Source organism: Epilithonimonas hungarica, from assembly GCF_900102265.1.
Classification (GTDB): domain Bacteria; phylum Bacteroidota; class Bacteroidia; order Flavobacteriales; family Weeksellaceae; genus Epilithonimonas; species Epilithonimonas hungarica.
The window spans coordinates 306,299-329,107 of record NZ_FNBH01000002.1; the positions used below are offsets into that span (position 1 = coordinate 306,299).

The 22,809-nt window shown below is 33.0% G+C and carries 20 protein-coding genes and 2 tRNA genes; 5 read left to right on the top strand and 17 right to left on the bottom strand.

Going from position 1 to position 22,809, the window contains the following annotated elements; all coding sequences use genetic code 11:
* Nucleotides 1–86: 86 nt before the first annotated feature.
* The 4 genes from BLT30_RS08660 to BLT30_RS08675 form a co-directional block, all read right to left on the bottom strand.
* Nucleotides 87–159: transfer RNA gene (locus tag BLT30_RS08660), tRNA-Phe, on the bottom strand.
* Between the two features lie 119 nt (nucleotides 160–278).
* Nucleotides 279–351 (bottom strand) — tRNA-Phe (locus BLT30_RS08665).
* Between the two features lie 92 nt (nucleotides 352–443).
* Nucleotides 444–2,288, bottom strand: coding sequence for a bifunctional lysophospholipid acyltransferase family protein/GNAT family N-acetyltransferase (locus tag BLT30_RS08670; protein ID WP_089873179.1), 1,845 nt, complete (start codon nucleotides 2,286–2,288; stop codon nucleotides 444–446).
* Between the two features lie 7 nt (nucleotides 2,289–2,295).
* Nucleotides 2,296–3,534, bottom strand: coding sequence for an aspartate kinase (locus BLT30_RS08675; protein WP_089873180.1), 1,239 nt, complete (start codon nucleotides 3,532–3,534; stop codon nucleotides 2,296–2,298).
* Nucleotides 3,535–3,773: 239 nt separating this feature from the next.
* Between BLT30_RS08675 and fbp the strand changes: the two genes are divergently transcribed.
* The 5 genes from fbp to groL all read left to right on the top strand — a co-directional run bounded on the left by fbp (nucleotide 3,774) and on the right by groL (nucleotide 8,819).
* On the top strand, nucleotides 3,774–4,793 hold the full coding sequence (gene fbp / locus BLT30_RS08680) for a class 1 fructose-bisphosphatase (protein ID WP_089873181.1): 1,020 nt from the start codon (nucleotides 3,774–3,776) through the stop codon (nucleotides 4,791–4,793).
* Between the two features lie 63 nt (nucleotides 4,794–4,856).
* Nucleotides 4,857–5,864, top strand: a complete 1,008-nt coding sequence (locus tag BLT30_RS08685) for an o-succinylbenzoate synthase (protein WP_089873182.1) — start codon at nucleotides 4,857–4,859, stop codon at nucleotides 5,862–5,864.
* Nucleotides 5,865–5,926: 62 nt separating this feature from the next.
* Nucleotides 5,927–6,640 carry a DUF3108 domain-containing protein gene (locus BLT30_RS08690; protein ID WP_089873183.1) on the top strand — a complete coding sequence of 238 codons (714 nt, stop codon included), beginning with the start codon at nucleotides 5,927–5,929 and terminating at the stop codon, nucleotides 6,638–6,640.
* A gap of 171 nt (nucleotides 6,641–6,811) precedes the next feature.
* On the top strand, nucleotides 6,812–7,090 hold the full coding sequence (locus BLT30_RS08695; protein ID WP_027385110.1) for a co-chaperone GroES: 279 nt from the start codon (nucleotides 6,812–6,814) through the stop codon (nucleotides 7,088–7,090).
* Between the two features lie 106 nt (nucleotides 7,091–7,196).
* A complete protein-coding gene (gene groL / locus BLT30_RS08700; RefSeq protein ID WP_089873184.1) occupies nucleotides 7,197–8,819 on the top strand; it encodes a chaperonin GroEL in 1,623 nt (540 codons plus the stop codon).
* Nucleotides 8,820–9,051: 232 nt separating this feature from the next.
* On the opposite strand, the gene BLT30_RS08705 is transcribed toward groL, so the two are convergent.
* From BLT30_RS08705 to BLT30_RS08770, 13 genes are all read right to left on the bottom strand, one after another.
* Nucleotides 9,052–9,420: a septal ring lytic transglycosylase RlpA family protein gene (locus tag BLT30_RS08705; RefSeq protein WP_089873185.1), complete on the bottom strand. Its 369-nt coding sequence runs from the start codon at nucleotides 9,418–9,420 to the stop codon at nucleotides 9,052–9,054.
* 525 nt (nucleotides 9,421–9,945) lie between these two features.
* The gene (gene rimO, locus BLT30_RS08710) at nucleotides 9,946–11,247 is read right to left on the bottom strand and encodes a 30S ribosomal protein S12 methylthiotransferase RimO (RefSeq protein WP_089873186.1); all 1,302 of its coding nucleotides are present in this window, start codon (nucleotides 11,245–11,247) and stop codon (nucleotides 9,946–9,948) included.
* 90 nt (nucleotides 11,248–11,337) lie between these two features.
* Entirely contained in the window at nucleotides 11,338–12,729 is a 1,392-nt protein-coding gene (locus BLT30_RS08715) for an exopolysaccharide biosynthesis polyprenyl glycosylphosphotransferase (RefSeq protein ID WP_089873187.1), read from the bottom strand.
* Nucleotides 12,730–12,870: 141 nt separating this feature from the next.
* Complete coding sequence (rfbC, locus tag BLT30_RS08720; RefSeq protein WP_089873188.1) at nucleotides 12,871–13,416, bottom strand: dTDP-4-dehydrorhamnose 3,5-epimerase; 546 nt, start codon at nucleotides 13,414–13,416, stop codon at nucleotides 12,871–12,873.
* 11 nt (nucleotides 13,417–13,427) lie between these two features.
* Nucleotides 13,428–13,871 carry an adenylyltransferase/cytidyltransferase family protein gene (locus BLT30_RS08725; RefSeq protein WP_089873189.1) on the bottom strand — a complete coding sequence of 148 codons (444 nt, stop codon included), beginning with the start codon at nucleotides 13,869–13,871 and terminating at the stop codon, nucleotides 13,428–13,430.
* 175 nt (nucleotides 13,872–14,046) lie between these two features.
* On the bottom strand, nucleotides 14,047–15,015 hold the full coding sequence (locus BLT30_RS08730) for an NAD-dependent epimerase/dehydratase family protein (RefSeq protein WP_089873190.1): 969 nt from the start codon (nucleotides 15,013–15,015) through the stop codon (nucleotides 14,047–14,049).
* Nucleotides 15,016–15,066: 51 nt separating this feature from the next.
* Nucleotides 15,067–16,146, bottom strand: coding sequence for a glycosyltransferase (locus BLT30_RS08735; RefSeq protein WP_139166610.1), 1,080 nt, complete (start codon nucleotides 16,144–16,146; stop codon nucleotides 15,067–15,069).
* Nucleotides 16,147–16,440: 294 nt separating this feature from the next.
* Nucleotides 16,441–17,736 carry a GH39 family glycosyl hydrolase gene (locus tag BLT30_RS08740; RefSeq protein WP_089873192.1) on the bottom strand — a complete coding sequence of 432 codons (1,296 nt, stop codon included), beginning with the start codon at nucleotides 17,734–17,736 and terminating at the stop codon, nucleotides 16,441–16,443.
* Between the two features lie 40 nt (nucleotides 17,737–17,776).
* A complete protein-coding gene (locus BLT30_RS08745) occupies nucleotides 17,777–18,256 on the bottom strand; it encodes an acyltransferase (RefSeq protein ID WP_089873193.1) in 480 nt (159 codons plus the stop codon).
* A gap of 6 nt (nucleotides 18,257–18,262) precedes the next feature.
* On the bottom strand, nucleotides 18,263–19,216 hold the full coding sequence (locus tag BLT30_RS08750; RefSeq protein ID WP_089873194.1) for a glycosyltransferase: 954 nt from the start codon (nucleotides 19,214–19,216) through the stop codon (nucleotides 18,263–18,265).
* A gap of 247 nt (nucleotides 19,217–19,463) precedes the next feature.
* Complete coding sequence (locus BLT30_RS08760; RefSeq protein ID WP_089873196.1) at nucleotides 19,464–20,606, bottom strand: glycosyltransferase family 4 protein; 1,143 nt, start codon at nucleotides 20,604–20,606, stop codon at nucleotides 19,464–19,466.
* Between the two features lie 5 nt (nucleotides 20,607–20,611).
* Entirely contained in the window at nucleotides 20,612–21,835 is a 1,224-nt protein-coding gene (locus tag BLT30_RS08765; protein WP_089873197.1) for an EpsG family protein, read from the bottom strand.
* An 8-nt stretch (nucleotides 21,836–21,843) separates the two neighbouring features.
* The gene (locus BLT30_RS08770) at nucleotides 21,844–22,797 is read right to left on the bottom strand and encodes a glycosyltransferase family 2 protein (RefSeq protein ID WP_089873198.1); all 954 of its coding nucleotides are present in this window, start codon (nucleotides 22,795–22,797) and stop codon (nucleotides 21,844–21,846) included.
* Nucleotides 22,798–22,809: the final 12 nt, after the last annotated feature.

Sequence of the window (22,809 nt, forward strand, 5' to 3'; positions counted from 1 at the left end):
AAAACCCTTTATATAGTTGATTTCTTCTCAACTTTAGGAAACTACTGTGATAAAACAAAAAAATCACCTAATTAGGTGATTTTAAGTGGTTTCTCCAGGAATCGAACCAGGGACACACGGATTTTCAGTCCGTTGCTCTACCAACTGAGCTAAGAAACCAGTGCTCTTGTTGTTTTTGAGTGGTGCAAAAATACACGCTTTACTCTTATAATCCAAATTAGATCAATACTAATTTTAAGATTTTCATAAAAAAACCGCCTAAGCTAGGCGGTTTCAAGTGGTTTCTCCAGGAATCGAACCAGGGACACACGGATTTTCAGTCCGTTGCTCTACCAACTGAGCTAAGAAACCAGCACTCTTGTTGTTTTGAGTGGTGCAAAAATATACTCTTTATCCTTACCACGCAAATTATATTGAAAATACTTCTCTTATTTTAACAAAAATCATTGATTATCAGAAGATTTTTTTTCAGTTTGAGCTTTGAAAAAATCACTCAGTTCCTCCAAAACAGGCTTAATTGTATCTTCCGGGAGATCACTTATCCTGATATACATCAACCCATCGATCGCATCGTTAAAGTTAGGGTCCACATTGAAAGCGATCATTTTCGCATTTTGCTTGATATATTTTTTGATCAGAACCGGCAATCTAAGCTCCGGCTCGAGGTCGTCTATGATCTTGTCCAATTTATTTAGATCTGCGTCCATATCTTCAAAAAACAGAGCTTTATCACGCTCTTTCATCACAACTTTAAATTCGTTTTTCGGATGGATATATTGTGCAACGGCAGAATCATAATAATGGGAACGCATGAACTCTATCATCAAAGATTTTGAAAACTCTGAGAATTTGTTACTGATACTCACACCTCCCATCAAGAATTTGTGTTCCGGATTCCTTAGGCAAACGTGGACAATTCCCCGCCAAAGTAAGAACAATGGAAACGGTTTTTGCTGATATTCGATTGAAATATAAGCTCTTCCCATTTCTATCACTTTTCTGAAAAATGGTTGTAATTCCGGGTCATATTCGAAAAGTGAACTGGTGTAAAATCCGTCGATCCCGAATTTCTTCATCACTTCGGAACCTAGGGCCATTCTATATGCGCCTACCAATTTTTTCCCAGCATTATCCCAGAGAAAAAGATGATGATAATGATTATCATATTCATCCAGATCAAAAGGTAGATTTGTCCCCTCTCCTATCGCCCTGAAAGTTAATTCTCTTTGTCTTCCGATTTCCCTCATTATAGATGGGATCTCTGCAGAGGTGGTAAAAAACACATCATAGTCTCCGTGTGAAAAAAGCTTTTTATTTTCCGTCTCTTTGAGTATATGGATCTCTTTAATGATATCTTCAACCGGCGTTTCATCAATAATATTCTGTACAATATTATTTTGCTTTTGAAGCGGAAGTTTAAGCGACATGTTAGGAAGCTTCAACTTCTCCGTAATGCTTTTCCTTTTCTCATAGTAAGACTTCAGCATATAAACCTTATTGTAGAGATATTCCCCTAATTCTTCGAGAGTTTCCTCCTCTTCCATCTGTTTTACAGAAATAGGTTTTCCAATTCTGATCCGGATCGGCTTGTCTCTTTTTCGCATCATTTCTGTAGGCAGCATAAGTGTTTGCAAATCAGGATGAAGCTTGGAAACATTATAAAAGACCTTGCTATTTGTTGCATGAAAATACATCGGAACTACAGGGACTTTTGCTTTTTTAATGATCTTGAGCGCTGTTTTCCCCCAAGGTCTGTCAAGCACCTCACCATATTCATTGTTTTTATTGGATACTTCGCCAGCAGGAAAGATCCCAATACATCCTCCTTCAGAAAGATGCTTGAAGGTCTCTCTCATCCCGGAAGAGCTATTGTAAGCATCTTTTCTACCTTCGAAAGGATTGACAGAAATTACAAAAGGTTCCATCGGTTTTATCTTCGAAAGAAGAAAATTACCCATCACTTTGAAATCCGGCCGGACGCGTAACAGGATCTTGCACATCAAGATTCCATCCAATGCTCCCAGGGGATGATTGGACACAATGATAAACGGACCTGTTTTTGGCACTTTTGCAAGATCTTCTTCGAAAACGATATAACTGAGTTCCTGTTCTCTTATAAATTCATCAAAAAATTCTACACCTTTTGTATGAATCAGTTTATTGTATAGATTATTGACCTCATTTATTTTTGTGAGATTCATGATAGCGGAAGCAACCGGTCTCTTGAGAAAACCAATCTTATCAAGTCCGGCAGCTTTTATCAAGTCTTCTTTGGATATTAAGCTCATAGTGTTTTTACATGGTTACCATCTGGAAGGTTTTCTTGGATATCTGTTCCAGCAATACTTTTTTGTCTTTGTAAAACTGGTCCAACTTATCCAATTCCGCATTTCTGACGGTGAATAAAGATACATTTTTTGTCATTTGCGTGATGAAATTCTGTTGTAATTCTTCATTAAAATCATTAGCTGTCCCGAATTTATCCTCTAAGCACAAAGCCAATGAAATCGCAGAATTCTGCATCAAGGAAACTTTGATCTTATATTTCGCCAAAAGTGTAAAGATCAGACTGATGTGATCCTCTGCTATGAACGAGAAATCTCTTGTTTCGACATTTAGTAATGTTTGATTTTCTTTTAGAATATAACTTTCCACCAATTCATTTTCTGTAGAATTTCCGACTTTAGTACCAGGTTCTTTAGGCTCTACAAAGGATTTCACAAAGAACGGAATATTTTTCTGTTTAAGTGGCTGAAGTGTTTTCGGGTGAATTACAGATGCTCCATAATACGCCATCTCAATAGCTTCTTCGTAAGAAATAAAGGATAACAATTCCACATTTTCGAATTTCCTGGGGTCTCCCGTCATGACTCCGGGAACATCTTTCCATATCGTCATTTCGTCTGCGTTAAGACAATAAGCGAAGATCGCAGCCGTATAATCTGAACCCTCACGCCCTAATGTCACAGTGAAATTATTGCTTTCTGAACCAATAAAGCCCTGAGTAACGTAACAATTGATCTTATCTAATTTAGAAATATTCTGTTCTGTTTCCTGCCAGTTTACGATTCCTTCTCTGTAATTGCTATCCGTTTTAATATAATCCCTAGCATCCAACCAATGATTGAAAAACTGAATATCATTAAGATACTCGCTCAAAATCTTAGAGGAGATCATTTCCCCACAACTTACAACTTGATCGTAAACAAAATTATAATTAGGTGATTTGTTCCTTCTCAGAAAAGAATCGATATCATCAAAAAATAATGATATCTCTCCAAAAACAGGATGACCTTCTGAAAATAGACCTTTGGCAATATCGATGTGATTTTTCTTTATCAATTCAATTTCTTGTTGATAATCCTGTTTCTTGAAATAATATTCTACCACTTTTTCCAAAGCATTTGTAGTTTTTCCCATTGCAGAAACTACCAATAGACATTTTTCAAACCCTTGTGTTTCCAGAACCAAGGCCACATTTTTCACACCTTCAGCATCTTTTACAGATGCACCACCAAATTTGTAAATTTTCATTAGATTTTTTACCGTTAACTTTTTTATTAGAAATCAAAGAGTCGTTAATTGATTATTAACTTTCAAAAATATTAATTATGAACGGAATATAAAAATCAGCAACATTTTTTCTAATGTTTCCAAATGAGATAATGAAACCATATTAATAAATTTATGATAAGTATCATCAAAAATCGATAAATTTTGTTTCATTTGATTGAAAAAAAATTTAGTTTTGTAAAAAATCAAATCAACCAAATATGTCACAACAGGCTTTACAGACTTTAGGGGAATTCATTATTGAAAAGCAAGATGATTTCAAGTATTCTACCGGAGAACTTTCCCGTCTCATCAGCTCTATAAGGATTGCCACAAAAATTGTAAATCGTGAAGTCAACAAAGCTGGAATTGCCGACATTATTGGAAAAGTGGGTACGGAAAATATACAGGGAGAGGAACAACAAAAACTGGATGTTCTAGCCAACGATATCTTCATCGCAGCATTATCACAAAGAGAAGTGGTTTGCGGAATTGCGTCCGAAGAAAATGATGATTTCATCGAGGTCAAATGTACAGAAAACGCACACCTTAGTAAATATGTGGTTTTGATCGATCCTTTGGATGGTTCTTCCAATATAGATGTGAACGTTTCCGTGGGAACCATTTTCTCTATCTACAGGAGAGTTTCTGATCCAGGAAGTCCTGTAGAGCTTAGGGATTTTTTACAGAAAGGAGTGAATCAGGTAGCTGCTGGCTATGTGGTTTACGGATCTTCTACAATGATCGTTTACACAACCGGAAATGGCGTAAATGGATTTACGCTGGATCCCTCTATCGGTACCTATTATCTTTCTCATAAGGACATCAAGTTCCCAACTTCCGGTAAAATCTATTCTATAAACGAAGGAAATTATGCGAAGTTCCCACAAGGTGTGAAAGATTATATCAAATATTGTCAGGAAGAAGAAGACGACAGACCTTATACTTCAAGATACATAGGTTCTTTGGTTTCTGATTTCCATAGAAATATGCTGAAGGGTGGAATTTATATTTATCCATCAACTTCACAATCTCCGAAAGGAAAACTAAGATTGCTATATGAAGCTAATCCTATGGCATTTTTGACGGAGCAAGCAGGTGGAAAATGCAGTGATGGATTCAAAAGGATCATGGAAATTGAGCCGACAGAATTGCATCAACGCATCCCTTTTTTCTGTGGAAGTGCTGCAATGGTGACAAAAGCAGAAGAATTCATGGCAAAAGCTGTAGATAAAAACTAAGATTAAAAATTATTTAAACAATACCAAAGGCCGATTTTATCGGTCTTTTCTTATTTTTGCAGAATGAAGACCGCAAAATTCCATCAATATATTCTGAATTTCAAACGTCCTGGCGGAACTTCGCGAGGCGTTCTCAACACCAAAGAAACTTACTTTATCGAAATCTTCGAAGATGACAAAAAAGGAATTGGAGAATGCTCCCTTTTCCGAGGATTGAGTTTTGATGACGATGATGATTATGAAGATGCCTTGGACTGGGCTTGTCGTAATATCAATTTGACATTGGGTGAATTACAGGAAGAACTCGTCAATCATCCTTCTATTATTTTTGGTATAGAGCAAGCTTTGCTTAATTTAGAACATCAGGGAGATCTCTATTTTCCAAGTGATTTTACAGAAGGAAAAAATTCGATTAAAATCAATGGATTGATCTGGATGGGAGATGCGGATTATATGCAATCTCAAATAGAGGAAAAATTAAACAACAATTTCACTTGCATCAAACTAAAAATCGGAACTGATTGGGATTCTGAAAAAGAAATATTAAAATCCATCAGAAAGAAATTCCCGAAAGATAAAATCGAGCTCCGTGTAGATGCAAACGGTGCTTTTTCTCCGGAGAAGGCTAAAATTGTCTTGCAAGAATTGGCAGATTTGGAGATTCATTCAATAGAACAACCAATACAAGCAGGAAACTGGAAAACAATGGCAGAACTTTGCGAAAACACACCAACTCCGATCGCCCTGGATGAAGAATTAATAGGTGTTTTGAATATCGAATCAAAAAAAGAACTTCTCAAAGAAATCAATCCACAATATATTATTTTAAAACCAAGTTTGATTGGTGGATTTTCCGGTTCAGATGAATGGATTGCTTTAGCCGAAAAAAATAATATTGGCTGGTGGATTACTTCTGCACTGGAAAGCAATATCGGTCTGAGTGCAATTGCTCAATATACTTACCTCAAGCAAAACCCGATGCCACAAGGCTTGGGAACTGGTGGGTTATTCACCAATAATTTCGAGACGCCTTTGGTTCTGAAAGGTGAAAATCTTTGGTTCGAAAATTAGATTACAGTAATTTCAGTTTGTTGTAACTATATCATATCCGGCACTACTTATTATTAAAAAATATGAAAACATTTCTTTTCCTTTTAATAATTGGCAGTGCCAGTTTTTTTTCTGCACAGAATATCCTTTCGCCATCCAATATCAGGCTTGATTCAAAATACATTCAAAATGAGTCTTCCGAAGTAAGCTGGTCCATCGAAAATGCTGGTTCAAAAATAGAAATCGGCAAAGTAATAACTGAGTTTAAGAAATTAAATAAAAAAGACCTTCTTATAAAAACAACCGTCAAAATGAAACAAGTTTCTGAAGCTTGGGTAGACTCAACCATTATCAAGATTTCAGATTTCCAGCCGATTTATCATTCGTCATTTAATTCTATGAGAGATATGTCGCTGAGATTTACCAAAAACAAAGTGATCGGCTATTATCTTGATAAAAAAACTCAGAAAAAAGATATCATTAATGAAATCACAACTTCATCATATTTTGACAGCAACAGTTATCCCGCATTAATTAGATTTTTGCCTTTCAAAGAAAGCTACACAACTGAAATATCAATTTTCGACTATAATCCAACAGCGAAAAAAGGTGTCATTAAAGCCTACATAGAAAAGGTAGAAAAAGGAGAATACAATGGAAAGAAAGTTTGGATCGTAAAAATAACGGATGATATCCAGGATAGAAAGTCTGAGAGCACATATTATATTGATTCGGCTACAAGAAAAGTTTTGAAGCAGGAGATCAATGCAAACGGAAAAAGAATGACGATCGAATAAAATTCTTTCCAACGAAATCTACCATTCGGTCAACTTTTTCTGCCAAAATTTCACTCCACAAATAAAAGTCTGCCAAATTTAACCATCAGCTATGGACTATTTACCATCAAACGCGTTGGCACAATCTTGGAGAATTCTGAGGCAGAATAACATTTAAAAATTTATAATAATATGTCAGTAAATTTTAAACCATTATCAGACAGAGTTTTGGTAGAACCAACTCCAGCTGAAACTAAAACAGCATCAGGACTTATCATCCCGGACACCGCAAAGGAAAAACCACAAGAAGGAACTGTCGTAGCAGTTGGTCCTGGAAAAAAAGATGAACCTACAACTGTAAAAGTGGGTGACAAAGTTCTCTATGGAAAATATTCCGGAACCGAATTAAAATTTGAAGGCAAAGATTATTTAATTGTAAAAGAGGGAGACCTTTTAGGCATCATCGGGTAATAATTTGTAAAAAGTAAAATGTAAAAAGTATTAACGGCTTTTTATTAAATAGAAATTTAAAAAAAACATTGTACATATTACATTGTACATTAATACAATAAGAATTATGGCAAAAGAAATAAAATTCGATATCGAATCAAGAGACGCTCTTAAAAGAGGGGTTGACGCATTGGCTAATGCAGTAAAAGTAACTTTGGGACCAAAAGGTAGAAACGTTGTCATCGAAAAATCTTTCGGTGCTCCTCACGTAACTAAAGATGGTGTTTCTGTTGCAAAAGAAATCGAACTGGAAGACAGAGTAGAAAATATGGGTGCTCAAATGGTGAAAGAAGTAGCTTCTAAGACCAATGACATCGCTGGAGATGGTACAACTACCGCTACAGTTTTGGCTCAGGCTATCGTAAGAGAAGGTCTTAAAAACGTAGCAGCAGGCGCCAACCCAATGGACTTGAAAAGAGGTATCGACAAAGCGGTAACTGCTGTTGTTGAAAATCTAAAATCCCAGTCTCAAGCTGTTGGAGATTCTACTGAGAAGATCAAGCAGGTTGCCTCTGTTTCTGCAAATAATGATGAAACAATCGGTTCTCTAATCGCTGAAGCTTTCGGAAAAGTTGGTAAAGAAGGTGTAATCACTGTAGAAGAAGCAAAAGGTATCGATACAACTGTAGATGTTGTAGAAGGGATGCAGTTTGACAGAGGTTTCCAATCTCCATATTTCGTCACCAATCCTGAAAAGATGGTTGCTGAGTTGGACAATCCTTACATTCTTTTGGTTGAGAAAAAAATCTCTTCCATGAAAGAATTATTGCCAGTTCTTGAGCCGGTTGCACAAGGAGGAAAATCATTATTGATCATCTCTGAAGAAGTTGAAGGTGAAGCTTTGGCAACTTTGGTAGTGAATAAATTGAGAGGTTCCCTTAAAATTGCTGCTGTGAAAGCGCCAGGATTTGGTGACAGAAGAAAAGCAATGTTGGAAGACATCGCAATCCTTACCGGTGGTACTGTGATCTCTGAGGAAAGAGGTTTCACAATGGAGAACATTACAATCGAGATGTTGGGAACTGCTGAAAAAGTAGTGATCGACAAAGACAATACAACTATCGTAAATGGTGGTGGTGATGAAGCTCAGATCAAAGGAAGAGTTTCTCAGATCAAAGCTCAGATGGAAACTACAACTTCTGATTATGACAAAGAAAAACTCCAGGAAAGACTGGCTAAATTAGCTGGTGGTGTTGCTGTACTTTACGTAGGTGCTGCTTCTGAAGTAGAAATGAAAGAGAAAAAAGACAGAGTGGACGATGCACTTCACGCAACAAGAGCTGCAGTTGAAGAAGGTATTGTTGCTGGTGGTGGTGTTGCTTTGGTAAGAGCGGTTTCTGCCCTTAACTTCGAAGGTGATAATGCTGACGAAACAACTGGTATCAAAATCGTTAAAAGAGCCATAGAGGAGCCTTTGAGACAAATTGTTGCCAATGCTGGTGGCGAGGGCTCTGTAATCGTTGCAAAAGTAGCAGAAGGAACTGGAGACTTCGGTTATAATGCAAAAACTGACGAATATGTGAACATGCTTGAAGCAGGGATCATCGACCCAACTAAAGTTACAAGGGTTGCCCTGGAAAATGCGGCTTCTGTTTCAGGAATGCTTCTTACAACCGAATGTGTAATTACTGAAGTTAAAAAAGACGAACCCGCAATGCCAATGGGCGGCGGAATGCCAGGAATGATGTAACGGTCAGCGACCGAGGCAAATTATAAAAATAAACCGTTCAGATTTTTCTGAGCGGTTTTTTATTTGATTTTTTATTTTTACATTGGAAGAAAATTCTTCTTATTGAAAAAGGAATTATTAAGCAAAATGTCCTCTCTGGAGAAAACATTGATCACAGAGTAATAACACTGATAGAATAAACAAAAAAAGCCAATCAAAATTTGATTGGCTTTAACTTTAAAATAAGTTGAACTTAGTCGATAATTTCGTATTCAATTGCGATTGTACCCTTTCTGGTATCTGCTATTGAACTAAATGCAGCTTTAGATAGATCAAAGGCTCTTGAAGAATGATAAGGACCTCTGTCATTTACCTTCACTACAACACTTTTCCCTGAAATCAAATTAGTAATCTTTACTTCTGTTCCAAAAGGAAGGGTTTTGTTGGCAGCGGTTAACTCTTTGTTACTGAAAATTTCTCCGCTCGCTGTTTTTCTACCATTAAACTTATCGTGGTAGTACGATGCAAAACTTGTTTTGGCATCTGTGGCATAACTCTTGAAAGAGTAAATACCAAGTGTTGAAATCATCATTATGACTACAAGAAAGATTCTTTTTATCATTTTGAATATTTATTGGGTTTTGACTTCGCAAAGATACTGGGAATGGCTTTTCGAACCTCACTTTTCTCGAAATCGAGGTTCGTTTATGATAAAACTGAAATAACAATCCTCTACAACCACCTACTATAAGCAAATTACAGGATTTGTTAAAAAATGTTAATTTAATGTAAACCTTGTTAATTAAATAAAGCTAATTAAAAAAAGGGAAAACTATCAATCAACTAATAATCAATATTTTACATTAAAACCAATTGTTTATAAATAAAAAAAATTTTAATCATTAAACAATTTATAGAGCTTTTTAGCTAAAATAATTTAAACTAAAACTATAATAATAAAATTTTAAATCATAAATAACTTGCATTAATATAAAATTCACAATATTTTAAATAAAACCATGATACAAAGTGGTAACAATAATTTAAGATACTAAATATCAACACTTTAAATAAAATTGATTAAAATTTTAACAGAAACAAAAAAAGCCTTCAGTTTTTGAAGGCTTAATTATTTTTTAAAATTGGACTATACCAACTCTCCTATCAGATCATAGTCTTCTGCAGAGGTAATCTTCACGTTTGCAAATTCCCCGATAGAGATGTAAACATCTTTTGCAGGAACCAAAACCGTATTATCAACATCTGGCGAGTCATACTCTGTCCTTCCTACGAAATAATCACCTTCTTTCCTGTCAAAAATACATTTGAAGGTCTTTCCTACCTTCTCTTGATTTTTCTCCCAAGAGATTTGTTGCTGGATCTCCATGATCTCCTCTACTCTCTTCTGCTTCACATCATCCGAAATGTTATCTTCCAAAACATAAGCAGTCGTATTTTCCTCATGAGAGTAAGTAAAACACCCCAAACGGTCGAATCTCTGGTCTCTAACCCACTGTTTCAATTCTTCGAACCTCTCCTCTGTTTCGCCAGGAAATCCAACAATTAAAGTTGTTCTGATAGCCATATCCGGAACCTTTTCACGGAATTTGTCAAGAAGTGTATTTGTTTTTTCGAATGTTGTCCCTCGTTTCATAGCCTTCAACAATTCTGTATTGATGTGCTGCAAAGGGATATCAATATAGTTACATATCTTTGGTTCTGTTCTGATAATATCCAGAACATCCTCAGGAAAACCTGTCGGGAAAGCGTAATGAAGCCTGATCCATTCTATTCCTTCTACTTTTATTAATTCTTGAAGCAATTCTCCAAGCGCTCTTTTCTTATAAATATCAAGTCCGTAAAAGGTTAAATCTTGAGCAATAAGAATCAATTCCTTCACTCCCTTTTTAGCCAGTTTTTGCGTCTCTATCACTAATTTTTCTATTGGAGTAGAAATATGATTTCCTCTCATCAATGGAATTGCACAGAAAGAGCAAGGTCTGTCGCAACCTTCAGAAATTTTAAGATAAGCATAATGCTTTGGAGTAGTTGTTAATCTTTCTCCAACCAATTCGTGCTTATAATCTGCGCCAAGGTGTTTCAATAGAATAGGAAGGTCTCTGGTTCCAAAATATTGGTCGACATCTGGAATTTCTTTCATCAAATCCGGTTTATATCTTTCAGAAAGACAGCCTGTCACGAAAACTTTCTCAACAATTCCCTGGTTTTTAAGATCTACATACTCGAGGATCGTGTTGATGCTTTCTTCTTTTGCATTATCAATAAATCCACAAGTATTGATTACCACAACATCGCCTTTTTCCTCGTGCACCACTTTTTTCCCATTAGCTTCCAGCTGCCCCATCAAAACTTCTGAGTCATAGACATTTTTGGAACATCCAAGGGTTACAATATTTATTTTTTTCTTACCAGTTGATTTAGTGCGCATTCGTAAAATTTTGAGACTGCAAATTTAGCAATAAAAAAAAGAACCAAAATTGGTTCTTTCTATTTAGATTGTTTAAAAACAAATTGTTTTTTAGTACGCTTGTTCGTCTCCTTTCACAATATTGTAGAACGTAAGGAAAATAATTTTCAGATCCAGGAAAAAAGACCAATTCTGGATATACCAAATATCCTTGCTTACTCTTTTCTCCATATCGGCATCAGAAAAAATCTCTCCTCTCGAGCCCATTACTTGTGCCCAACCAGTAATTCCTGGTTTTATCATATGCCTAAGCATATATTTCCTAGTGATCTTAGAATATTGCTCTGTTTGAGAAAGCATATGAGGTCTGGGGCCAACAACAGACATTTGTCCTAAAAGAACATTGATAAACTGTGGCAATTCATCAATACTCGTTTTTCTCATAAATGCTCCGAATTTTGTAATTCTACTATCACCTTTTTTTGCACTTTGATGATCGGCTATTGAATTGACAGCCATACTTCTGAACTTTATACAACTGAATGGTTCATTTTTAATTCCAGATCTTTTTTGTAGGAAAAATACCGGGCCTTTGCTTTCTAATTTAATAATAACTGCAATTAGCGGTATAAGCCATATCAATATAAAAATAAAGACCAGGAAAGAAAAAACAACATCGAAAGTTCTTTTTAATAATTGGTTCTCTTGGGTAGATAATGGCTCCGGCATCAATTTGAGGAAAGGTACACCATTTATCATACTAAATGAATGTGGCCCTATATTGATATATTTAAAGTCAGGAACCATGTAGACCCTTATCATTTTATGCTCAGATATCTGAACTATATTATCAAAGAGTTCTGGATCTATAGAATTATCACAAAGGATAATGTTATCTATTTTGCCTGTTTCCAGATCTTCGAAAAGCGTGTTGACATCTCCCAGATTTTTTCCTTTCTTGACAGTATTTTCCAAAGTATAAAAACCTCTGATCCCCATGGTAGACCTAATATCTTCATTAGAAAGAATCGTTTCGGAAAAATTATTCTTACCTATCAGAATTGTGTTTACAGTATTAATTCTTCTATTGATCTTGATCCTATATCGCTTTCTGATCAAGAAAATGATGATCCTGGACAATACCATAGATGAAATCACTAACGCCAGATAATTTATAGAAAACCAAATACTTACAGATTCTGAATAAATCAGGGTAATATAAAGAAGAAAGAATATAATAAAGATGATAAGGGCTTTTGACAAAGTACTAAAATGCTTTGCCGAATCTCTATAATAGGAATCTTTGTAAAGCTTTACCAATTTGGAAATAATGTACCACGAAAAGTTAAGAATCAACAATTGTGTTTTATAATCTGTACCTATTTGGATACTTTCTGGCTGTGTTATAAAAAAATTAATACCCAGCAGAAAGAAAAGATTAATAATAATATAATCTCCTAGTACTAGAAATCGAGTTAATTTTCTTAGGAAAAAAAGAGGCATAATCTAAAATACAGTCTTATATATTTTAATTTTCTTTATTGGATTAAAATACTTGCCCAACTAAACAATGTATAATTCAAATATAACAATATTTTATAAATGGGGAATATTTTACAAAGAAGATAAAAAATTAAACAAATTTTAAAAATTATGGTCGTCAAACGTGGAAAGAACAGCATCCTTATCAGACAATATAATATCCTCTGAAGGAAGTTGCCAATCTATTTTGAGTTTCTCATCATTCCATAAAACGCCACCTTCGGAGTTTTTGTTGTAAAAATTATCACATTTATATGCAAAAACAGCAGTCTCACTTAAAACAGAAAAACCGTGCCCAAAACCTCTTGGCACATATAATTGTAATTTATTTTCAGGCGTTAGTTCCACTCCGAACCATTGCCCGAAAGTTGGGGAATCTTCTCTTAGATCCACAGCCACATCATAAACTTTACCTTCCAGGCAAGAAACCAATTTAGCTTGTGCATGTTCTCCTTTCTGCAAATGAATTCCACGTAGAACGCCATAGGACGATTTAGAAATATTATCCTGGACAAAATGACCATTTTGCCCCGTTAGCTTTTCAAATTTCTCTTCATTATATTTTTCGAAAAAATATCCTCTATCATCTTCAAAAATTGTTGGTTCAATGATATAGCAATCTTTAAGAGGTGTGTTTTTTATCTTCATACATTGTTTTACTAGAGTGTAGAATCTATTTTTTTAAGTTCCTGCTCAAAAACTGCTTTTTTCAGTGCTGAACTAGAAAATCTATGATCTCTTTTGTTGTAGAATATTTCTATTCCCTTTTCATCGCAATAGTCTTTTCCTGTAAAATTCTTGTCTTTGTAATCACTGCCAATAATACGTACATCTATAACAAAAGACTGCAAGATATCCATAAGGTCTTCTTCTGTATTATAAGGAATGATCTCATCTACATCTTTACAGGCCTTTAGCTGAATATAACGTTCAACAATAGATTGGGAAGGTTTATTTTTATTTGGACGATCCAAAGTAGGATCTAATTGTAATCCAACTATTAAATAATCACAAACAGTTTTAGCTTCTTCAAGCATTTTTATATGCCCTGCATGCAATAAATCAAAAGAGGAAAAAGTAATCCCGACACGTTGCGTTTTCATAGATCAAGTTTTAATATATACAAAAGTATAAATTTTAACTATTATTAACTAATTTATCAATAGAAAATAAGGAAATAAATTAAATTCAAAATAATAATCTTACTCGATTGAGCGTTTATAAAAATTTTTAAAGAATCGGCTGAAGTTTTTATTTTTGGAAAGCTCAGCGCCCTGATTATTTTAAATATAAATTATCATTGTCTTTGTACCAATCCTTTAAAGCTTCATCAAAGGTATATTGAAATTTATAACTACTTTCTTTTAACTTTTTCCCGCTGATATTAGTTGATATCATCAATTTTTTCACTCTATCAGGATGTATCCCAAATGATTTTCCACCTAATGCGCCAATAATTCCTGCAGCCAATTTCAAGATCCCACCAGGAATTTTATAAATAGTTCTCTGCATATCGGTAGCCTTCATCATGGCATTAGAAATTTCTTCTATAGAAAATGCCGGCTCATAGGTACAATTGTAGATCTCGACATCGGTTTTATCCATCTCGATTCTATAAAGCATGAAACTCACCAATTCTTTGACATAGATACTAGCCTTTATGGTATCTTTCCTACCTGGATAAAAAAATCTATTTTTTTTGATCCCCCAATATAATCTGGTAAAATTTCCATTCTCTCCTTTTCCAAAAACAACTCCTGGTCTTACAATCGTCAATTGCCTCTCTATTTCTTTTTTTGCTTGCCAGACCATGTGTATCTTTTCGGCAACCAATTTAGAAATACCATACGGCGTATTAGGCATTGGGAGAGTCATTTCTGTTTTCATTTCTTCGGATGCTCCATAAGGTGCGATAGAAGAAGTAAAAAGTAACTTTTTAATATTGTATTTTTCAGCAAATACAGTTACATTTTCTGCACCTTTTATATTGGTTTCAAAATATTCGTGGTCTGGGTGTCCCGGAGTGGTATGAACTGCAGAAAAATTGAAAACAATGTCTTGCTCTGAGACAGGCACATTTATATTTATTTCTAGTCTTACATCGCAATGTATGAATTTAGATTTTCCAGAATGATCACTTTCTACAATATCTAAATTATAAATAAGAGATTGAGGATATTTTTCATGGAGCAAATTCACAAGGTGTGTACCTATAAATCCTGATCCTCCAAAAATGAAATAGTTCATAAATAATAAAATATTTTTCTATCAACAATGTATTTTACGCTGTTGCTATTTTTAAGATTCGTAGATCTTAATTAGTTCTTCAAAATTTTTGTCTTTATCAAAAAGTGTTTTGCAACGCTGATAAGATGCTTTGCCGATAGTAGCTCTAAGAGATTTGTCTTGTAACTTTTTAATAGCTAAAACAGCATCATCTGTTGTATTAATCAAAAATCCAGTCTTTCCATCTTCTACGGAATCCTTATTACCTACAATATTACTGGCAACAATAGGTTTCCCTAATGCCATGGCTTCCAAAATCGCAATAGAAAGCCCTTCCCATAATGAGACCTGCATATAAACATCGAAAGCAGAAGTACGAGATAATAATTCTTCTCGTGTACTTACCCAACCTGTAATAGTAACATTGGGTGCAGTAATTTGATTTGCCAATTCTCCGTTTCCTATCCAAACGAAATCTACATCAGGCATTTTAAGTGCTATTTCATTAAAACCAGAAGGATTTTTTTGAGCATGCAAAACTCCAATTGTACCTACTGTGAATTTTTGATTTTCTTTTGAACTTTGTGTATATTTTTGATTTTTAAAATCTATTCCGTTTCTTACAAAATAAGTTTTTCCAATTTTTTTTGCGAATTCTAATTCGGTTTCTCCGGAAGCAATGGTAATCCCACCGAACAAAAATTGAACAGACTTCTCTATCAAACGAAAGGCTTTTTGGGTTGTGGGCGAAATATCTTGTCTTAAAAAAGCATAACCATGCGGCGAATAAAAAACTTTATCTCTTTTTATAATTCCAGAACAAGCAATCCTGCCTAAAACTCCAGCTTTAGAAGAATGTAAATGAACAACATCCGGACGTTCTGTTTTTAGTATTTCTCTTAGTTCTTGTAATGATCCAAAATCATTCTTTGGGTTTATATTACGTACCATTTGAACTTTGATAAATCTTACTTTATCAGAAAAATCATCTTTGATCTTTGACTCGTCCAGTACATCTCTTTTGCTATATACGATAACAATCTCGTAGTTTTCTTCACCGAGAACATTGGTCATATAAGACGTTAAATCGCGTAAATAAGTATAAATACCGGTACTGAAAGCTTCCGCTATATGTAAAATTTTCTTCTTCACTCTCTATAATGCATTATCTGGCCAAGAAAAACATTGATAATATTTTAAATAATATTCACGAAAATAATCATTTTAGAAATATTATCTGATTTTAAAATGTTTAATTTCAAAATTTATTTTTCTTTATAGATTAATGTGTTTTTAATTTTGTTTTTAAAAAAAATATAATTGTAATTTTCAAAATTACAAATCTTTTACATAAATGTAAACATCTTCTCCAAAGGCTTGTACAAATTGAACTATTTTAGTCTTTCTTTTCAAACTGAAAACATAAATAATATTTGTAAGGTACAATTATTTGGATAATAACAAGTAAAAAATTGTTTTAGGGCTTATTGCCGGTAAAATGATTTCTGTAGTATTTTTAGCAATATTAATCTTCTGACTTTTATTGAAAATCATTTTTTCCAATGGCTCTTCTCGTGTGTTAGGAATCTCATAGATTTTTAAATCTAATTTTTTAGTTGTCCCGAATACAGATTGCAAATTTTTGATTTTCACAACTGTATTGACTACTTTATTTCCACTATTATTATTTACAATAATGTAACCGCCTTTTTTATCATAGGAAGCAAATACGGATGCCTTATCATAATTAGTCCAATCTTTTACTCTGTTATTTTTTGTACTCTGATTGTAGATTTCATAAGCCCAATATATCGCTCTTGTGTTTCCGTTTTTATCCAACAGTCCATTCATCGAATTATTACAGTTGAAAACGCCATCACTTTCTGCCCAACAAGTTTTGCAGGTACCATCAATACCATTATTTTCAAAAGATTTAAAATTATTTAAAGCTTCTGATGCAGATAACATGGAGTATTGGTTAAGTATTTCAGTCAAAACAATTTTTTTCACACCAACTTTTGGATATTTTGGAAGGATTTTGGTTCGTAACTTTATCATATCCTTACTGAAATCTTTCAAGCCTTCTTGATCCCTAAACTCATGCCAGCTTAATACATCTACTCTTACGTCATTTGAGTTACAAAAATTAAGAAAATCATCTATTTCTTTTTCGTTATAATTATCAAGAGAGGGACCAGTGATCATTGCTTTATCTCCGCCTGGAAAAGATCTTATGATATCATGTGCTTTTTTAAATATTTGATAAAACTCTTCTTTATCAAAATCACCAGCAGTTGGTTGATGAAAAGGCTCATTCCATATATCATAAATCACGGTGTTTTTAAATTTTTGATATTCTGTAGTTATTACTGTTTTTAACTTGTCAGTATATAAAGGATGCGGCCAATTTTTATTATTTTTTATTCCGGGATAACCATACAAATCAGATATTACCAAGATAGGAGTTATACCAAAACTCCGTACATATGTTATGTCATCTGGGGATTTGCAAGACCAGCCAATTCGCCAATATTTTGGTTGGAGTTCTTTTATATTTTTTTCAAGAAGTCTAATATTCTCGTAATGTAAAAAGCCAGACATAGATTTTACATTAGAAATTTTTTTACTAAAATCAACTTCTACTTTTACCGAATCTTTGATTCTTTGACTTTTGACAGTAACAAACATCAAAAAAAAGACAATAAAGAAAAAAAGTTTTTTATTCAAATGTGTTAAAATCATTTTTTAAAAATTTTAATTGATTTATAAGTTCTCTCAAAATCTAAATATTGATAAGGCTTTGCTGATTAACAATAACAGAACCCGACTCAACATCTTTAAAAATCACACAACCGGCTCCTATAACAGAATTATCTCCAATTTTAACACCTTTTAGAATCACAACATTGGAGCCTATCCAACAGTTTTCTCCAATTATAATTGGTTTTGAATTAAAGCCTTGTTCTTTGATAAGAGCAGAAGGGTTTTTATAATTATGGTTATGATCATAAATTTTCACATTTTCTCCAAAAATCGTATTCTTTCCTATTTCTATTTTGTTCATAGAGCAAACAGAGCAATAGTTATTAAAAAAAACACCATCTGAAATACTGACTTGTGCTTCTTTACCTTCTATTATGAGTGTAAATCCTTTTCTAAAGGTAACTTTTTTCCCAAATTGAAATGATTTACCATATATTATTTTGTATAAAAATAAGTAAAAATAGGCCTTCAAATGAAAATATAATTTAAGTAAAATCATAATCTTTTATTTAATTATTTTTAAAATCCTAGTTACATTATTAATTCCAAAATAAGACAATAGGCAGATAATTCTTGATTTCATTTTCGCTTCTTTGTCCTTAATTACAGATAACCTATAAGACTTTACTTTATTTATTAAAAACAACCGATTTTCATTATCGAATGGCATTGAAAGTAAAATATGAAAGCTAAAATTTAAAATTCTGGAACCGAGAGGTCTCTTAAATTGGGGAGCGTTATTAAAATCAGATTCAAGTTGATTTATTATTTCCATTGTACTATCAATTTTTTTCTGACTAAATGGAGCCCCTTCTATGCTAGTAGATCTTATTAAATAAAAATAAGTTTCTTTAGTCGAAAAAGCAACTTTATCACTTTTTCGAAAAAGCTTATATGTAGTTGCTAGGTCTTCATATAATAGTCCTACTGGATAACGTAATCCATCTGAAAACAAAGATCTATGATACAATTTTGCCCAAGCACTAGTGTCAAATTTTCTTTGGTAAAACATTTCTTTGATAGCTTTGTCCGGAGAAAAAACATATTCTTTTATTATTTCATTACCAACTTTTAAAACATCATCCTGTTCAAATCTAGTAAAACCAGATGCTGATATTCTACAGTCATTTTTTTTTATTAATTCATACAAAGTCGCAACATAATCATCACTAACATAATCATCACTGTCAACAAATGTAATATATTCTCCTAATGCCACATCTATTGCTACATTTCTAGCGTCTGAAAGGCCTCCATTTTTTTTATGAATTACTTTAATTCTAGAATCTTTTTTTGCATAAGATTCACATATCTCACCGCATTTATCTGGAGAACCATCATCCACTAAAATAATTTCCAAATGTGGATAGTTTTGATTGATTACACTATCCACACATTTTTCCAAATATTGCTCGACTTTATAAACTGGTATAATTATCGTTATTAGAGGGTTTTTCATAAATTAGAACTTCTTATCATTACTTATAATACTATACGGAACAACAACCCACTTATTATAAAAAACCAATAGCAGCAATTTTCCGAAATACAAATATTCTTCAGATATAAAATGAAAATTTTTCCGATTAGTAACTTTTTTACCAAATGCGAGTATCGAATGAAAAATCAAGACATACATAGCAGCTACTCCACGAGCAGAATCTAAAAAATCAAGTCTTTGACTCATTTGTTGATGCTTTAGGTAATTATTTTATGTTTTTTAATGCTTCTATAAATCGATCAGCGGAACTTGCCCAGCTTTTTTCTCCTGAAAAATACAATTTTTCAATATTCTGAGACATTATTTCTAATAAATAACTGTTATTATACAGTTCCAGTATGGCATTCGTGATTGCTTCTGAGTTTTTGGGCTCGATGATAATCCCGGTCGATTGATCTTTAACCATTTCTGGCAACCCACCGACATTGGTTGCTATGACAGGTTTTTTGAAGGCATAAGCTGACATCACTACCCCACTTTGTGTCGCATCGATATATGGGCAAACTACTACAGAAGAATTGAAAATAAGATCGGCAAGATTTTCTGGATAAATATACTCATTCAGAATTTTAATTTCTGGATATTGTCTGTAATGTTCAATTTCAAAATCAAAATTTCCGCTACCTGCAATTGTCAGAGTTATATTCGGATATTTTTTGGTTGACAGAATATCTACAAAAGCATCCAGCAAGAATTTGATTCCTTTATATGGAGATATACGACCAAAAAACAAGATGTTAAAATTTCCAGAATCAACAGGCTTATTCGTTTTGCAATAATTCAGAAAATCATACACACTCAGAAAAGACGTATGAATATCTTTTGGACTATAATTATAATGTGCTATAAATTCGTTTTTTTGATTTTCATTTAAAAGCATTTTTTGTCGAATCAAACCAAAATGTATTTTTCTCAAATATCTGTCTATGAAAAAATTTTCTCCAGAATGTAAAAAAGGATCATGTACTACCAGCAACATTTTTTTTCTGAAAGCTAATGTAGAAACAAAATAAGTGAGCATACTGTTATCGATGATGATAACATCCGGATTTATTTTTTTTAGATATTGATGGATTTGATAAGATATAAAGAGTTTTTTGATAACATTGGCGTTCCGGGTTCCTTTGATTACAAAAGTTTTGTCAAGATCAATCAAATCCCGGAAACATTCTAGTTGATCGACTTCAGTTCCTTTGGAGATGGCCTTTGTTAATTTTTTTTTATCAAGAAAATTATATATTTCATACAAAGCTTCTGTGAAAAAATAAACATCACTTTTTTTTCTCAACGCATGGATAAGAGAAATATTAGCATCTAAAGCAAAGGTAGATAAAAAAGCAATTTTCATGTTTATTATTTCTTTTTAGGGTTAAGCACTCTGTCCAAATGCTTATTAAAAATGGAATATGCTTTGGTAATAGTAGGTTTATCCCATAAAATATTTTCGTAATTCCTTAATATATTATTATTGGAATAAACCATTTTGTAAATCCCAAAGAACAATAACACCGCCGTAAACACATTCTTTAGCCCCTGTTTTAGCGTTGCATATAGATAAGGATATAGTATCCAGTAGGAGCAAACAAACAAGGTTGTGATCCTGTCTATAAAAACCGAGTATTCTGACAAAAATAAATAAGTAGTAATATATAAGAAAAATAAATTATAAAAGATATTAAGTGTTTTATTATCTTTTATATAACTCCCTATTTTATTATAAGAATAATATAAAATAATAAAAGTGAATACCTTTTCTAGATAACCAACAGAAATACTATAGCTGCTATTGTATAACTTATTGTTAGAATAACTTTCTGCCAATAAGGAGTATGCTCCGCCAAAAAAATCCCCTATAGCAATTACAATGGGGCTTATGTATTTGATCTGACCCAAAAACAGAAAATTTCCTAATAGAAATGTGCCCCAAACCAAAGGCGTTGGAATTTTTTTGTGCAGAAAAAAGTATAATGGGAAAAAGAAAATGGCTGACGAATGTAAAAAAAGCGCCATACCGTTACAAATAAAAAATTGGAGAGCCTTCCTTTCTTTAATAAACTGAATGGAATATATGAAGAGAAAAATAGCTTTGGAGTTCCTTATTAAATTTATTTCTATAATCAATCCTGAAAAAATCAGGTACATAATAAAACCCAAAACATACTGAGGAGAATATTTCTTGAAAAAATAATTAAGAAAAAGCACATTCACAAATGAAGAGAAAATTTGCAAGGTAAAATAATCTTCATTAATACTTTTTAACAAGATAAAAATTACTTTGAATCCTGGTTCTACTTTTAAAATAAAATCCTCATTGATACTCGAGAAATATTTTGCAATTCCATTGGCATCATCCAAAGTAGGCGTTTTTTCATACAAGGGATAATAAAGTGCCCAATCTGTGTCCAAATAGCCTCTAAACCCAAAGAAAACAAAAAAGACCAACATACAAAAGTATCTGACCATCTTGATATCCCCATCTTTTTTTCTTATGCTGTTTTCCCAAAGGAAAAAAACAAAGAAAATCAAGAAAAGAATAATATATGGATAAGAATACGTTGTGCTAAAAGTCGGCTGCATAAAATTTATTATATATTTTTTGATTTACTTTTTTTGAGAGCTAATATAAAAGCATATATGACTTGTTTAAAAGTTAAATTATACTGTTTTTTATTTTTAAAAAAAAATAAAAAATCTCTGAATATAAACCGCTCCCTTATCCCACTATAAGCAATCGTTTCTATGCGTTTTGTAAGAAAATATTTATTTTTTTCTGCTTTAATATTCTGATAAAAATAAAAATCTATGGACTTTTCAGGTTGCATATTTTTCAAAAAATTATCATACCAAATTTCTTCTTCTCTAATCGCTTTAAACTTTAAATCAACAGAACCAGAATTTGAGATTGTAGTATCAGACTCCCTGTAACAAAATATTGGTTCCTGGGTATGTGCAATTCCTTTGCTCATAGAAGCTTCAAAAGAAGTTATATCGTCAGATGCCCAAGCTAAAGGAAGCTTAAAGAACCCTCCTTTACTAACTAAATGTTCTCTACTATATAAGAAATCAGAAATATATTGACTTCTTAATCCCTTCATCCTGTGCCAAATATTTTCATAAACAGATTCTCTTTCTGGCCAAGAAGGCGTTAGCCGTATGATATCAGACTGATCATTGATGATGAAAGATCTACAATGGTAAACATTTAAATCAGGAAAATTTTTTATAAGTCTATCAAATGTAGATAAATAATTCGGCATTAACTCGTCATCATCACCCATTAATATAAAATAATCTCCTTGTGCATAAGACAAACAAATATTCCAATTATCAACTACATTTTCAGCACCACAATTTTTTTCATTTTTAAAATATCTTATACGAGAATCATTAAATTGATTCACAATATCATCAAGATTATCGGGTGATGCATCATTTACTATAATAAGCTCAAAATCTGCATAATCTTGACAAAGAATACTTTCTATACATTTAAATAAAAATTTTCCTTTATATCCTGGGATTGCAATACTATACTTCATTAGAATAAATGA